The 13,848-nt window shown below is 61.1% G+C and carries 14 protein-coding genes and 1 tRNA gene; 8 read left to right on the forward strand and 7 right to left on the reverse strand.

What is annotated here, in order from left to right:
* Positions 1 to 109: 109 nt before the first annotated feature.
* Positions 110 to 197: transfer RNA gene (locus AC07OF_RS22330), tRNA-Ser, on the reverse strand.
* Positions 198 to 318: 121 nt separating this feature from the next.
* Between AC07OF_RS22330 and AC07OF_RS22335 the strand changes: the two genes are divergently transcribed.
* The 8 genes from AC07OF_RS22335 (at position 319) to AC07OF_RS22370 (ending at position 6,112) form a co-directional block, all read left to right on the forward strand.
* Positions 319 to 990, forward strand: coding sequence for a Bax inhibitor-1/YccA family protein (locus AC07OF_RS22335; protein ID WP_157193203.1), 672 nt, complete (start codon positions 319 to 321; stop codon positions 988 to 990).
* A gap of 145 nt (positions 991 to 1,135) precedes the next feature.
* Positions 1,136 to 2,515, forward strand: coding sequence for a nucleobase:cation symporter-2 family protein (locus tag AC07OF_RS22340; protein ID WP_038612765.1), 1,380 nt, complete (start codon positions 1,136 to 1,138; stop codon positions 2,513 to 2,515).
* A gap of 141 nt (positions 2,516 to 2,656) precedes the next feature.
* The gene (gene tusD / locus AC07OF_RS22345) at positions 2,657 to 3,049 is read left to right on the forward strand and encodes a sulfurtransferase complex subunit TusD (protein ID WP_157194770.1); all 393 of its coding nucleotides are present in this window, start codon (positions 2,657 to 2,659) and stop codon (positions 3,047 to 3,049) included.
* 1 nt (position 3,050) lies between these two features.
* Positions 3,051 to 3,410: a sulfurtransferase complex subunit TusC gene (gene tusC, locus AC07OF_RS22350; RefSeq protein ID WP_157193204.1), complete on the forward strand. Its 360-nt coding sequence runs from the start codon at positions 3,051 to 3,053 to the stop codon at positions 3,408 to 3,410.
* On the forward strand, positions 3,410 to 3,709 hold the full coding sequence (gene tusB, locus AC07OF_RS22355) for a sulfurtransferase complex subunit TusB (RefSeq protein ID WP_157193205.1): 300 nt from the start codon (positions 3,410 to 3,412) through the stop codon (positions 3,707 to 3,709). The genes tusC and tusB overlap by 1 nt, the downstream gene beginning before the upstream one ends.
* Positions 3,706 to 4,041: a TusE/DsrC/DsvC family sulfur relay protein gene (locus tag AC07OF_RS22360; RefSeq protein WP_157193206.1), complete on the forward strand. Its 336-nt coding sequence runs from the start codon at positions 3,706 to 3,708 to the stop codon at positions 4,039 to 4,041. The genes tusB and AC07OF_RS22360 overlap by 4 nt, the downstream gene beginning before the upstream one ends.
* The gene (locus AC07OF_RS22365; protein ID WP_476446690.1) at positions 4,038 to 5,033 is read left to right on the forward strand and encodes a glycosyl transferase family protein; all 996 of its coding nucleotides are present in this window, start codon (positions 4,038 to 4,040) and stop codon (positions 5,031 to 5,033) included. The genes AC07OF_RS22360 and AC07OF_RS22365 overlap by 4 nt, the downstream gene beginning before the upstream one ends.
* Before the next feature lie 110 nt (positions 5,034 to 5,143).
* On the forward strand, positions 5,144 to 6,112 hold the full coding sequence (locus AC07OF_RS22370) for a glutathione S-transferase family protein (protein ID WP_476446689.1): 969 nt from the start codon (positions 5,144 to 5,146) through the stop codon (positions 6,110 to 6,112).
* 99 nt (positions 6,113 to 6,211) lie between these two features.
* On the opposite strand, the gene cysG is transcribed toward AC07OF_RS22370, so the two are convergent.
* The 6 genes from cysG to ftsK form a co-directional block, all read right to left on the reverse strand.
* Entirely contained in the window at positions 6,212 to 7,600 is a 1,389-nt protein-coding gene (gene cysG, locus AC07OF_RS22375; protein ID WP_157193209.1) for a siroheme synthase CysG, read from the reverse strand.
* The gene (serS, locus tag AC07OF_RS22380) at positions 7,601 to 8,881 is read right to left on the reverse strand and encodes a serine--tRNA ligase (RefSeq protein ID WP_157193210.1); all 1,281 of its coding nucleotides are present in this window, start codon (positions 8,879 to 8,881) and stop codon (positions 7,601 to 7,603) included.
* A 17-nt stretch (positions 8,882 to 8,898) separates the two neighbouring features.
* Positions 8,899 to 9,273 (reverse strand): fluoride efflux transporter CrcB, encoded by a 375-nt coding sequence (crcB, locus tag AC07OF_RS22385; protein ID WP_038612780.1) that lies wholly within the window; start codon positions 9,271 to 9,273, stop codon positions 8,899 to 8,901.
* Positions 9,270 to 10,595: a replication-associated recombination protein A gene (locus tag AC07OF_RS22390; protein ID WP_157193211.1), complete on the reverse strand. Its 1,326-nt coding sequence runs from the start codon at positions 10,593 to 10,595 to the stop codon at positions 9,270 to 9,272. Before AC07OF_RS22390 ends, crcB begins: the two co-directional genes overlap by 4 nt.
* Before the next feature lie 18 nt (positions 10,596 to 10,613).
* Complete coding sequence (gene lolA / locus AC07OF_RS22395; RefSeq protein WP_157193212.1) at positions 10,614 to 11,237, reverse strand: outer membrane lipoprotein periplasmic chaperone LolA; 624 nt, start codon at positions 11,235 to 11,237, stop codon at positions 10,614 to 10,616.
* Between the two features lie 64 nt (positions 11,238 to 11,301).
* A complete protein-coding gene (ftsK, locus tag AC07OF_RS22400; protein WP_495073462.1) occupies positions 11,302 to 13,710 on the reverse strand; it encodes a DNA translocase FtsK in 2,409 nt (802 codons plus the stop codon).
* Positions 13,711 to 13,848: the final 138 nt, after the last annotated feature.

Below are 13,848 nucleotides of genomic sequence, written 5' to 3' on the forward strand. Positions count from 1 at the left end.
GGGGTTTGCGGAAATGCGCCGAAGAATGCGGAAACGCACGGCGCGAAGGACTAGGATTTTCGCGACCCTCAGAAACGCAAAAAGCCCTGACTAATCAGGGCTTTGAAGATGGCGGAAGCGTAGAGATTCGAACTCTAGGATAGTTGCCCATCGACGGTTTTCAAGACCGTTGCCTTAAACCACTCGGCCACGCTTCCTCGTATTGCGGGCGCCATAATACCGAAATGAAACAAGCTGTCAAACTCTCTGTGTAGCTGGTTTGCAGACCTCTGTTATGATCTTTGCATCTGAACGTTACAAACCCACAGGAGTGTCGCCATGCGCGAACAGGATTACGCCGTCAATCACGGCCAGCAGGTCGAGCAGCAGGAGGTCAGCCGGGTCCTGCGCAATACGTATGGGCTGCTGGCTATCACCCTCGCCTTCAGTGGCCTCATGGCTTTCGTTGCGCAACAAATGCGTGTCGGCTACCCGAACGTCTTCGTGGTGCTGATCGGCTTCTATGGTCTGTTCTTCCTCACCAACAAGCTGCGTGATTCGGCCTGGGGCCTGGTGTCTACTTTCGCCCTCACCGGCTTCATGGGCTTCATCCTCGGCCCTATCCTCAACCGTTACTTGGGTATGGCCGGTGGCGCTGAGGTGGTCAGCTCGGCGTTCGCCATGACCGCTCTGGTGTTCGGTGGCCTGTCGGCCTATGTGCTGATCACCCGCAAGGACATGAGCTTCCTCGGTGGTTTCATCACCGCCGGCTTCTTCGTCCTGATGGGCGCGGTGCTGGCCAGTCTGTTCTTCCAGATCAGCGGCCTGCAGCTGGCGATCAGCGCCGGTTTCGTGCTGTTCTCGTCGGTCTGCATTCTGTTCCAGACCAGCGCGATCATTCACGGTGGCGAGCGTAACTACATCATGGCAACCATCAGCCTGTATGTATCGATCTACAACCTGTTCGTCAGCCTGCTGCAGCTGTTCGGCCTGATGGGTCGCGATGACTGATCAGGTGGTTGGTAGCTTGTGAGAAAGCCCGCTTCGGCGGGCTTTTTTGTGGGCCATGGTTTCATCGTGGGGCAACCCCGCGCCTACACTTAGCCGGCAATTGCACGTAGAATGCGCTCCTTTTTTCTTCCGGGGCAGCACTCCCATGAGTTCAATCGAGCAAGGACCCGGCGCACCCGCGCAGGCCAATGAACTGGTCCTCGGCCTTGAAGACCGGCCACGGCCGCTGATTGCAATGCTGGCAGCGCTGCAGCATCTGCTGGCAATCATTGTGCCGATCGTGACGCCGGGCCTGCTGATTTGCCAGGCGCTGGGGGTGTCGCCACGGGATACCAACCTGATCGTGTCGATGTCGCTGGTGATCTCCGGGATCGCCACCTTTGTCCAGTGCCGCCGCTTCGGGCCGTTCGGCGCCGGGCTGCTGATTGTCCAGGGCACCAGTTTCAACTTTGTCGGACCGCTGATCGCCGGTGGCGCGTTGATGGTCAAGCAAGGCACGCCGGTTGAAGCGGTGATGGCGGCGATTTTCGGTGTGGTGATTGCCGGCTCCTTCGTTGAAATGGGCATTTCGCGCATTTTGCCGTTCGTGAAGCGCCTGATCACCCCGCTGGTGACCGGTATTGTGGTGTTGATGATCGGCCTGACCTTGATCAAAGTCGGCCTGATCAGCATGGGCGGTGGTTTTGCCGCCATGGGCAACGGCACCTTCGCCAATGGCGAGAACCTGCTGCTCTCGGGCGTGGTGCTGGCCATTATCGTGGTGCTCAACCGTATCCCGGTGGTGTGGATGCGCAGTTGCGCCATCGTCATTGCCTTGGCTGTGGGATACGCCCTGGCTGGCTATCTGGGCCGCCTGGACTTCACCGGCATGCACCAGGCCGAGCTGTTCCAGGTGCCAATGCCGCTGCATTTCGGCCTGGGCTTCTCCTGGGCGCTGTTCATTCCGATGCTGGTGATCTACCTGGTGACCTCGCTGGAAGCCATCGGTGACGTTACCGCCACCAGCAAGGTCTCGCGCCAGCCGGTCGAGGGTCCGCTGTGGATGCAGCGGATCAAGGGCGGTGTACTGGTCAACGGCGCCAACTCGCTGTTGGCCGGAGTGTTCAATACCTTCCCAAGCTCGGTTTTCGCGCAGAACAATGGGGTGATTCAGCTGACCGGTATCGCCAGCCGCCATATCGGTGTGTGGATTGCCGCCATGCTGGTGATCCTTGGCCTGTTCCCGAGTGTTGCCGGGGTGATCCAGGCGGTACCGGAGCCGGTGCTCGGCGGTGCGGCAATGGTGATGTTCGGGGCGGTGGCCGCGTCGGGGATCAATATTCTCGCCAGCATCAGCCTGGATCGCCGCGCGCTGCTGATTATTGCGGTGTCGCTGGCGTTGGGCCTGGGTGTGGCACAGGTGCCAGAGTTCCTTGCGCATATGCCGTCGGCGCTGCGTAATGTGCTGGAGTCGGGTGTGGCTACCGGGGGGATTTGTGCACTGGTGCTGAACTGGTTCTTGCCGGAGCATAAAGAAAAGGCTTGAGTGTGAGGGGACCGCTTTGCGGTCCAATCGCTGGCAAGGCCAGCTCCTACAGGGAGCTCGGCAAAGTTCGAAAAAGCCCGTGGCATGTTGCTGCGGGCTTTTTGCTTTATTATTGGCGCAGTTTTGCTGAATGAGCCTTCCATGAAGTTCGCCATTGCGGTTTTTTCTCCGGCCCACGCGCCCTCCTCGCGCCGCGCTCTGCAATTTGCCCAGGCAGCACTGGCCGGTGGGCATGATATTGTCCGGCTGTTTTTTTATCAGGATGGCGTGCACAGCGCTTCAGCCAACGTGGTTGCGCCACAGGATGAACTGGATGTCGCTGCCAATTGGCGGTCCTTCATCAGCGAGCATCAGCTCGATGCGGTCGTATGTATCGCTGCCGCCCTGCGCCGTGGCGTGCTCAACGCTGAAGAAGCCCAACGCTATCAGCGCCCGGCAGTGAATCTGCCTGCGCCCTGGGAACTGTCCGGTCTTGGTCAGCTGCATGAAGGCGCACAAAGCGCCGATCGGCTGATCTGTTTTGGAGGCGATTGAATTGGCCAAGTCTTTGCTGATTATCAGCCGCCAGGCGCCCTGGACTGGCCCTTCTGCCCGTGAAGCACTGGATATCGCCCTGGCCGGTGGCGCCTTTGATCTGCCGCTGGGCATGCTGTTTCTCGACGACGGGGTGTTCCAGCTCGCGCCGGGGCAGCAACCCGCCCAGCTGCAACAGAAGAACCTGGCCGCCAATCTGCAGGCCCTGCCGATGTTTGGCGTCGAAGAACTCTTCGTCGCCAATAGCAGCCTGCAGGAGCGCGGCCTGGCCGTTGAGACCCTGAGCTTGCCGGTGCAAGTGCTGGATGATGCCGCGCTGGCCGTGTTGATCGACCGTTTTGACCAGGTGATTACCCTCTGATGAGCACCTTGCACGTAATTTCTCACTCGCCCTTTGGCGACAATCGCCTGAGCAGCTGCCTGCGCCTGCTTGGTAGCGAGGATGGCCTGTTGCTCTGCGGCGATGCGGTGTATGCCCTGCAGCCCGGTAGCGCGCCGCTGGCCAGCCTGCAAGCAAGCAACCTGCAAGGCCGCCTGTTCGCGCTTGAAGAAGACCTGCAAGCACGCGCCATCGGCACAGACGACAACATTCGGGCCATCGACTACCCGGCCTTTGTTGCGCTGTCGCTGGACTACGACAAGGTCAACAGCTGGCTATGAATACCCTGACTGTAGGCGAACGCAACATCGCCCTGGACAAGGATGGCTATCTGGTCGAACTCAGCGACTGGTCCGACGAAGTCGCCACCGCCCTCGCCGCTCACGAACAACTGGAGCTGACCCCCGAACACTGGGAAGTATTGACGCTATTGCGTGCCTTCTACCAGGAGTTCGAGCTATCGCCGGCAACCCGCCCGCTGATCAAGTACACCGCACTCAAGCTGGGCCCGGAAAAAGGCAACAGCATGCACCTGAACCGCCTGTTTAAAGGCACTCCCGCCAAACTTGCCGCGAAGCTTGCGGGCCTGCCGAAGCCAACCAATTGCATATGACCGATCCTCGCCCGCTGATCACCGAAACCCCGGCCGAACACCCCTTTGCCCAGTTCGTGCGCATTCTTGGTAAAGGCAAGCGCGGCGCCCGCGGCCTGAACCGTGAAGAAGCCCGCGAAGCCATGGGCATGCTGCTCGACGGCAAGGTCGAGGAAACCCAGCTGGGCGCGTTCCTCATGTTGCTACGGCACAAGGAAGAAAGCCCGGAGGAACTGGCCGGTTTCACCGAAGCGCTGCGTGAGCGTCTGCACGCACCGCAGATCGCGGTGGACCTCGACTGGCCGAGCTACGCCGGCAAGAAGCGCCACCTGCCCTGGTACCTGCTTGCCGCCAAGTGCCTGGCCGCCAACGGCGTGCGCATCCTGCTGCACGGCGGCGGTGCCCACACCGCCGGACGCCTGTACACCGAGCAAGTGCTTGAGCTGCTGCAGATCCCGCTGTGCCGTGACTGGAATGCCGTTGCCCTGGCCCTGGACAGCCAGCAGCTAGCATTTATTCCACTGCAGGACTGGGCACCGCGCTTGCAACGGATGATCGACCTGCGCAACACCCTGGGCCTGCGCTCGCCCATTCATTCCCTGGCCCGCGTGCTCAATCCGCTGGGCGCCCGCTGCGGCCTGCAGAGTATCTTCCACCCGGGCTACCAGGCGGTGCATCGTGAAGCCAGCCGGCTGCTCGGCGACACCGCCATCGTGGTCAAGGGCGATGGTGGCGAAATCGAGGTCAACCCGGATACCAGCAGCCACCTGTACGGCACGGCAAATGGCATCGAATGGGATGAAGAATGGCCAGCCCTGGCGGCCCAGCGCCATGTCAAACCGGCGAGCCTTGAGCCTGAGCATCTGTTGACGGTTTGGCGCGGCGAAGCCCGCGACAGCTACGGTGAGCTCGCCGTGGTTGCGACCATGGTCCTGGCCTTGCGCGGGCTGGGTCACAACCGCGATGAAGCCTTTGCACAGGCGCAACGTTATTGGGATCAGCGTCAGGCGTAAGGCAACCCATCAACAAAGTCGATTAAACAGGCGCAGACTTTGCGCTATTCGTTCGAACTCAAGCTCGTACACTGGGCTCTATATTCGAACGAATCGCCAAGGAGCTCAGCATGGGCCTGTTGATCGACGGACGCTGGCATGACCAGTGGTATCAAAGCAGCAAAGACGGCGCATTCCAGCGCGAGAATGCGCAGCGGCGCAATCAACTGCCTGCCGCTGAAGCGGGTCGCTATCACCTTTATGTCTCCCTGGCCTGCCCCTGGGCCCACCGGACCCTGATCTTTCGCAAGCTCAAGGGCCTGGAAAGCCTGATCGACGTCTCAGTGGTCAGCTGGCTAATGGGCGAAAACGGCTGGACCTTCGATCAGAGCAAAGGCTCCACCGGCGACAAGTTCGATCACCTGGACTTTCTCCATCAGCGCTACACCCGCGACGATCCGCACTACAGTGGCCGGGTCACGGTGCCGGTGCTATGGGACAAGCAGGAGCAACGCATCGTCAACAACGAGTCGGCGGAGATCATCCGTATTTTCAACCATGCTTTCGACGACTTGACCGGCAACCGCCTCGACCTCTATCCCGAGCCGCTACAGGCCGAAATTGATGCGCTGAACGAGCGGATCTACCCGGCAATCAACAATGGCGTGTACCGCGCAGGCTTTGCCACCTCGCAGCAGGCTTACGAGCAGGCGTTTGATGAAGTGTTTGCCGAGCTGGACTGCCTGGAACAACACCTGGGCGAGCGCCGCTATCTGGCCGGGGAATACCTGACCGAGGCTGACTGGCGGTTGTTCACTACGCTGATTCGGTTCGATGCGGTGTACCACGGGCACTTCAAGTGCAACTTGCGGCGCTTGGCTGACTACCCGAATCTGTCGAACTGGCTAAGGGAGTTGTATCAGTGGCCGGGGGTGGCCGAGACGGTGAATTTCGAGCATATCCAGAAGCATTACTACATGAGCCACAAGACCATCAATCCGAACGGGATTGTGCCTAAAGGGCCGTTGCAGGATTTTTCTGCGGCGCATGATAGGGAGAAGTTGCCAGGGAAAGGGATCTGGAACAAGGCTGGCAATTGAGGTAGTGGTTGCTGGCCTCATCGCCGGCAATGCCGGCTCCCACAAGGGTCGATGTGATGCACAACCTCTGTGGGAGCCGGCCTTGCCGGCGATGCTTTTTTAGCCTTGAGAGCCTTCGAACCAGGCCAGCTTTTCGCGCAACTGAACCACTTCGCCGACAATCACCAGCGTCGGTGCATGCACTTCATGCTCAGCCACCAGTGCTGGCAAATCGGCCAATGTCCCGGTAAATACCCGCTGGTTCGGCGTGGTGCCCTGCTGGACCAACGCTGCCGGTGTATCAGCAGCACGACCATGGCGAATCAGTTCGGCACAGATGGTCGGCAAGCCAACCAGCCCCATGTAGAACACCAGGGTTTGCGCTGGTGCCACCAGATCATTCCACGGCAAGTTGCTGGTGCCATCCTTGAGGTGGCCAGTGACAAAGCGCACCGACTGGGCGTAATCACGATGCGTCAGCGGAATCCCGGCATACGCCGAACAACCACTGGCTGCGGTAATACCCGGTACCACCTGGAAAGGAATGCCCTGCTCGGCCAGTTCCTCGATCTCTTCACCACCACGGCCGAAGATGAACGGGTCACCGCCCTTGAGACGCAACACCCGTTTACCCTGACGCGCCAGGGTAACCAGTAGCTGATTGATCTGATCCTGCGGCACGGCATGGTCAGCACGACGCTTGCCGACATAAATGCGCTCGGCATCACGGCGGCACAATTCGATGATCGCCGGGGCGACCAGACGGTCATAGAGCACCACATCGGCTTGCTGCATCAAGCGCAAGGCACGGAAGGTCAACAGATCCGGATCACCCGGACCCGCGCCAACCAGATACACCTCGCCCGGTGCCTGATAGCTGGCACCGTCGATCTTCGCCTGCAGCAAACGCTCGGCCTCAGCGCCCTGGCCGGCCAGTTGCCGCTCGGCGATCGGGCCCTGGAACACATCCTCCCAGAAACCACGACGCTGATTGACGTCTGGATAGAGTGCCTTGACCTTGTCACGAAAGCGCGCGCCCAGCCCGGCCAGTTCGCCATAAGCAGCCGGAATCCAGGTTTCCAGCTTGGCCCGGATCAAGCGTGCCAGCACCGGCGCATCGCCGCCGCTGGACACCGCAACCACCAAAGGTGAACGGTCGACGATGGCCGGGAAGATCACCGAACACAGCGCCGGCGCATCGACCACATTGACCGGTACGCAGCGCTGGTGGGCATCCGCCGAGACCTGGGCGTTGAGCGCCTGGTCATCTGTCGCCGCGATGATCAGCTGGCAACCGTCAAGGTCGCCCGGCTGATAACCACGGCTGAGGATTTCACCACCGCTGTGCCGGACAAGCTCGGCCAGTTGCGCTTCGATCTCGGGCGCGACGACCCGCAACAGCGCCCCGGCGTCGGCCAGCAGACGCGATTTGCGCAAGGCAATTTCGCCCCCACCGACAACCAGCACACGGCTGCCGCGCAGTTTGTGGAACAGCGGCAGAAACTCCATTTAGGCGATGACCTCCAGGCCACCCATGTACGGCTTGAGCACTTCCGGTACGCGGATCGAACCGTCGGCCTGCTGGTAGTTTTCCACTACCGCTACCAGGGTACGACCTACCGCCAGACCCGAACCGTTGAGGGTGTGGACCAGCTCCGGCTTGCCGGTTTCCGGGTTGCGCCAGCGCGCCTGCATACGGCGCGCCTGGAAGTCGCCACAGTTGGAGCACGAGGAGATTTCACGGTACTTGTCCTGGCTCGGCACCCAGACTTCCAGGTCGTAGGTCTTGACCGCACTGAAGCCCATGTCGCCGGTACACAGCGCCAACACGCGGTATGGCAACTCCAGCGCCTGCAACACGCGCTCGGCGTTGGCAGTCAGACCCTCCAGGGCTTCCATGGACTTGCTCGGCTCGACGATCTGGACCATCTCGACCTTGTCGAACTGGTGTTGACGGATCATGCCGCGGGTATCACGACCCGAAGCACCGGCTTCACTGCGGAAGCACGGAGTGTGAGCGACGAACTTGACCGGCAGTTGCTTGGCATCGAGGATCTCGCCGGCAACGATATTGGTCAGCGACACTTCGGCCGTCGGGATCAGGTAGAAGTCGGCCTCGCCGTCACGGCTGATCTTGAACAGGTCTTCCTCGAACTTCGGCAACTGGCCGGTACCTTGCAGCGCCGGGGCTTGTACCAGGTACGGGGTGTAGGCCTCTTCGTAGCCGTGCTCGCTGGTATGCAGGTTGATCATGAACTGCGCCAGGGCGCGGTGCAGACGAGCGATCGGGCCGCGCAGCAGGGCGAAACGGGCGCCCGACAGTTTGGCTGCGGTTTCAAAATCCAGGCCACCGCTCAACTCGCCCAGGGCCACGTGGTCCTTGATCTCGAAGTCGAAGGTGCGCGGGGTGCCCCAGCGGCGGACTTCAACGTTGTGATCTTCATCGGCACCGACCGGCACGCTTTCGTCCGGCAGGTTAGGGATTTCCAGCAGAATCGCGTCCAGCTCGGCCTGAATGCCGTCCAGCTCGAGCTTGCCGCTGGCCAGTTCGTTGGCCATGCGCTCGACGTCAGCCATCAGCGGAGCGATATCTTCGCCGCGGGCCTTGGCCTGGCCGATGGATTTGGAACGGGCGTTACGCTCGGCCTGCAGTTGTTCGGTACGGGTCTGCACCACCTTGCGGCGTTCTTCCAGTGCCTCGATGCGCGCGACATCCAGGCTGAAGCCACGGGAGGCCAGGCGGTCCGCCACTTCCTGAAGTTGGCCGCGTAACAGTTTGGAATCGAGCATGTCGTTCTCTCGTTGGTTCAGAATTTGGTCAAAGACAGGCCGGCCCAGGTTGCGAGCAGCCCGCCAAATACGCTGATCCCGGCATAACCGAAGGCCAGCGGCGCCTGCCCGCTTTCGAGCAGGCGCACGGTATCCAGTGAAAAGGATGAAAATGTCGTCAGACCGCCGAGAAACCCGACGATCAGGCCCGCGCGCAGCTCGACCGGCACCAGCGGGCGATGCAGAAACAGCCCGTAGAGCAAGCCGATCAGCAGGCAGCCAATCAGATTGACCGCCAGCGTACCGAGATAGAAGTGGCGTGGCCAGTGGGCATTGACCCAATTGGCCGTGGCAAAACGCAACAGGGTTCCGGCAATGCCGCCAGCACTGACGGCGGCGATCACGGCAATCATGGTTTTCTCCGTTGCCGCGGGCTCTTGCGGTCGAGCTCGGCCAGGTGTTTGAGCTTCTCGCCGATCTTCAGCTCCAGGCCACGCGGTACCGGTTGGTAGTAATGGCGCGGCTCAAGGTTGTCAGGGAAATAGTCTTCGCCGGCTGCGTAGGCATCTGGCTCGTCATGGGCGTAACGGTATTCGTCGCCATAGCCCAGTTGCTTCATCAGCTTGGTCGGCGCATTGCGCAAGTGTAGCGGCACTTCCAGCGAACCATGCTCGCCAGCTTCACGCAGGGCGGTTTTGAAGCCCATGTACACGGCATTGCTCTTTGGCGCACAGGCCAGATAGGTGATGGCCTGGGCGACAGCCAGTTCGCCTTCAGGGCTGCCCAGGCGCTCCTGTACATCCCAGGCCGCCAGGCACAGGCTCAAAGCGCGGGGGTCGGCGTTGCCGATGTCTTCGCTGGCCATGCGCACCACGCGCCGGGCGATGTACAGCGGATCGCAGCCACCATCAAGCATGCGCGCGAACCAGTACAGTGCGCCGTCGGGGTTGGAGCCACGCACCGACTTGTGCAGCGCCGATATCTGGTCGTAAAAGGCTTCACCGCCCTTGTCGAAACGCCGACGGCTATCGCCGAGCAGACTTTGCAGCAGCTCGACGCCGATTTCGCTGCCGTCTTCGGCGAGGTCCGAGGCGTTCTCAAGGAAGTTGAGCATGCGCCGGCCATCGCCATCGGCGGCGGCCATGAGCATCTGGAAGGCTTCATCGCCGACGCGCAACTGGCGCTTGCCCAGGCCACGTTCTTCCGTCAGAGCGCGATTGACCAGCTTGCGCAGCGCGGCCTCGTCAAGACTTTTGAGCACATAAACCCGCGCTCGCGAAAGCAGCGCATTGTTCAGCTCGAACGAAGGGTTCTCGGTAGTGGCACCGATGAAGATCAGCGTGCCGTCTTCCACATACGGCAGGAAAGCATCCTGCTGGGACTTGTTGAAGCGATGCACTTCATCAACGAACAGTATCGTGCGGCGCCCGTACTGCCCGGCCTGCTGCTTGGCGATGTCCACCGCATGACGGATTTCCTTGACCCCGGCGAGCACCGCCGAAACCGTCTCGAAATGGGCATCACAGAACTGCGCCAGCAGCCGCGCCAGAGTGGTCTTGCCGACCCCGGGCGGGCCCCAGAAGATCATCGAGTGCAGCGCGCCCTGCTCCAGTGCCTCACGCAGCGGTTTACCGCGGGCCAGCAGGTGTTCCTGGCCGACGTACTCGTCCAGGTTGGCCGGGCGCAAGCGCGCGGCCAGGGGCTGGGCTACGGGGTCACTACGAAACAGATCCATGGGCGGCGCTACTACCTCTTACTCGGAGATGACATCCGCGCCTTTGGGGATGTCGAACTTGAACTTGCTCGCCGGGATCGCCTGGTTGGCTTTAACCCCGGTGAACAGAATGTTAGTACGCTGACCGACGCTGTCGATCAGTTGCATGTCATTGACCAGGCCTTTGCGGAACGAAAGACGCAAGGAGTCGAACAGCGTGTCTTTGGTTTTCGGCTTGAGGGTGAAATCCATGACGTCACCTTGTTCCTTGGAGGTGATATCGAAGCTCTGGCTGATCTTCGATACGTCACCGGACAGCAGCAAAGCCGGGGTTTCGGTCAGGCGCTGATCAAGTTTCTTGATGGTCGCCTGCTCCAGATCCGGGTCCCACAGAGTAACGGTCTTGCCATCCGAGACCACCACCTGCTCCTGCGGTGCATCGGTATGCCAGTAGAACAAGCCAGGGCGCTGTACCGACATCTGCCCCGCCGTTTCCTGCAGGCTGGTGCCGCTGGCATCCAGGGTCAGCTGGGAGAAGCGGGCCTCGATGGTTCTGGACTTCTCCAGCAACTGGGTCAGGCGCGCCACGTCCTGCTCACCGGCGAATACCGAAGCGCTGGACAAGGCCAAAGCGGAAACCAACATCATGCGAATCAGGCGCATGGCAATCCTCGTTGCAGTATGGATGGGCCTGTGGCCGGTCGCTGGCCACAGACTGGAAGGTTCTTCAGTCGCGGGACGGCCCGGGGGCAATCACTTCGCGCGAGCCGTTGGTGTTCATCGCGGTGACCACGCCGGCCATTTCCATCGCCTCGATCATCCGCGCGGCGCGGTTGTAGCCGATCTTCAGCTTGCGCTGTACGGCGGAGATGGAGGCGCGGCGGCTTTCCAGGACGAATTGCACGGCTTCATCGTACAGCGCGTCGGTTTCGGCATCATCGTCGCCGCCACCGCCACCACCACCGTCGAAACCGCTACCGGCTTCTTCGACGCCACTGAGGATGTCCTCGTTGTAGTCCGGAGCACCGCGCAGTTTCCACGCCTCGACTACCCGATGGACTTCATCGTCGGACACGAAAGCGCCATGCACACGAATCGGCAGGCTGGTGCCCGGCGGCATGTAGAGCATGTCACCGTGGCCGAGCAGTTGCTCAGCGCCGCCCTGATCGATGATGGTCCGCGAGTCGATCTTGCTCGAAACCTGGAAGGCCATACGGGTCGGAATGTTGGCCTTGATCAGACCGGTAATCACGTCCACCGAAGGCCGCTGGGTCGCGAGAATCAGGTGGATACCGGCGGCACGGGCCTTCTGGGCGATACGCGCGATCAGCTCTTCGACCTTCTTGCCGACAATCATCATCATGTCGGCGAATTCGTCGACCACCACGACGATGGTCGGCAGGGTTTTCAGCAGCGGCGGCACGTCGTCCATGCTTTCGCGCTTGAACATCGGGTCGTAGATCGGCTCACCGGCCTCTTCGGCGTCTTTGACCTTGCGGTTGAAGCCCGCCAGGTTACGCACGCCCATGGCCGCCATCAGCTTGTAGCGCCGCTCCATCTCGGCAACGCTCCAGCGCAGGGCGTTGGCCGCGTCTTTCATGTCGGTGACCACAGGGCAAAGCAGGTGCGGGATGCCTTCATAGATCGACAATTCGAGCATTTTCGGGTCGATCATGATCAGCTTGGCGTCTTCCGGGCCGGACTTGAACAGGATCGACAGGATCATCGCGTTGACCCCCACCGACTTACCGGAACCGGTGGTACCGGCTACCAGCAAGTGCGGCATCTTGGCCAGGTCAGTGATCACCGGCTTGCCGCCGATGTCGTGCCCAAGGGCCATGGTGACTGGCGATTTGGCTTCGTCGTATTGCGGCGACGACAGCACTTCGGAGAAGCGCACGATCTGCCGGTCTTCGTTGGGAATCTCGATACCGACGGTGGTCTTGCCGGGAATCACTTCAACCACACGCACGCTGGTCACCGCCAGGGAACGGGCGAGGTCTTTCGCCAGGTTGGCGATACGGCTGACCTTGACGCCAGCGGCCGGCTGGATTTCGTAACGGGTGATCACCGGCCCTGGATGGATGGAGTCCACCGAGACCTCAACGCCGAATTCCTTGAGTTTGATTTCCAGCAGGTTGCCGACACTGGCCAGGGATTCGGGCGAGTAATTGACCTGCTTTTTCTCGGCAGGATCAAGAATGGAGATCGGCGGCAAGGTGCCTTCGACGGCGCTGTCGACGAACAGTGGCGCCTGTTTTTCCTTCTGCACGCGCTTGCTCGGCTCCGGCACCTTGGCCGGCGCCGGCATGATCACTGGCGCAGGCGGCTGTACACGCTCGGCGACGGGTTTGCTCGGGACAGGTTCACGCTCAGTAATGCGTTCCTTGGCCTTGACCTGCTCGCGGCGATCCGGCACTACCGGGGCCACTACGTCATACTCATCGTCAACTTCACGCAACTGCGCTACCAGGCGCTTACGCTCGTTGCGCGCCGCCCACCAGCGGTTGGCGGCGCCTTGGAACAGTTCAAACAGGTCGAGGGTGATCTTGCCGGTCACGTCCATGACCTTGAACCAGGACAGGTCGGTAAACACGGTCAGACCGAACAGGAACAAGGCAATGAACATCAGGGTGCTGCCCTGCACGTTCAACGCGTTCTTGGCCAGGTCGCCAAGGCTTTCGCCCAGCGCGCCACCGGCCGAAGCCGGCAGGCTGGCGGCCGAATGGAAGTGAATGTGCGCCAGCGCCGCGCCCGAAAGCACCAGGAACACCAGGCCGATCAGGCGCCAGGAGAACAACCAGCCACTCCACTGCCAGGGCTGGTGACGCTCGCGGAAGATCTGCCAGGTCTTGATCGCCAGCAATAGCGGGAAGATATAGGCGAAGTAGCCCAACACCATGAACAGGACATCGGCAAAGTAAGCACCCGCACGTCCGGCGGCATTCTGCACCTGCTCGACATTGCTGGTATGGCTGAAGCCCGGGTCGGCCTGGTCGTAGGTCAGCAGCGCCATCCACAGGTACAGGCACAGCGCCCCCATGGCAATCAGCGCGCCTTCCTTGAGGCGATAATGCAATTGCTGGCGCCACTGCGGCACAGGCAAGGGATTCGATGTTGCGGTGGATTTCTTCAAAACGCGTCTATTCCTGCGCTCAATGCGCGTCCAACAGTGATTGACCTATGTGAACAGTCAACAAACCACTACTTTTAACATTACTGCCCGCCTACCGCCATGGCGGCACGCCAGAAACACGCGTAAACGGGGGCCAAT

Source organism: Pseudomonas sp. GW821-FHT10B02 (assembly GCF_059415665.1).

What these genes read in the sequence shown, in the direction of transcription:
- AC07OF_RS22335 (WP_157193203.1), top strand. Translation starts at nt 319, where the DNA reads ATGCGCGAACAGGATTACGCCGTCAATCACGGCCAGCAGGTCGAGCAG.
- AC07OF_RS22340 (WP_038612765.1), top strand. Translation starts at nt 1,136, where the DNA reads ATGAGTTCAATCGAGCAAGGACCCGGCGCACCCGCGCAGGCCAATGAA.
- tusD (WP_157194770.1), top strand. Translation starts at nt 2,657, where the DNA reads ATGAAGTTCGCCATTGCGGTTTTTTCTCCGGCCCACGCGCCCTCCTCG.
- tusB (WP_157193205.1), top strand. Translation starts at nt 3,410, where the DNA reads ATGAGCACCTTGCACGTAATTTCTCACTCGCCCTTTGGCGACAATCGC.
- AC07OF_RS22360 (WP_157193206.1), top strand. Translation starts at nt 3,706, where the DNA reads ATGAATACCCTGACTGTAGGCGAACGCAACATCGCCCTGGACAAGGAT.
- AC07OF_RS22365 (WP_476446690.1), top strand. Translation starts at nt 4,038, where the DNA reads ATGACCGATCCTCGCCCGCTGATCACCGAAACCCCGGCCGAACACCCC.
- AC07OF_RS22370 (WP_476446689.1), top strand. Translation starts at nt 5,144, where the DNA reads ATGGGCCTGTTGATCGACGGACGCTGGCATGACCAGTGGTATCAAAGC.
- cysG (WP_157193209.1), bottom strand. Translation starts at nt 7,600, where the DNA reads ATGGAGTTTCTGCCGCTGTTCCACAAACTGCGCGGCAGCCGTGTGCTG.
- serS (WP_157193210.1), bottom strand. Translation starts at nt 8,881, where the DNA reads ATGCTCGATTCCAAACTGTTACGCGGCCAACTTCAGGAAGTGGCGGAC.
- crcB (WP_038612780.1), bottom strand. Translation starts at nt 9,273, where the DNA reads ATGATTGCCGTGATCGCCGCCGTCAGTGCTGGCGGCATTGCCGGAACC.
- AC07OF_RS22390 (WP_157193211.1), bottom strand. Translation starts at nt 10,595, where the DNA reads ATGGATCTGTTTCGTAGTGACCCCGTAGCCCAGCCCCTGGCCGCGCGC.
- lolA (WP_157193212.1), bottom strand. Translation starts at nt 11,237, where the DNA reads ATGCGCCTGATTCGCATGATGTTGGTTTCCGCTTTGGCCTTGTCCAGC.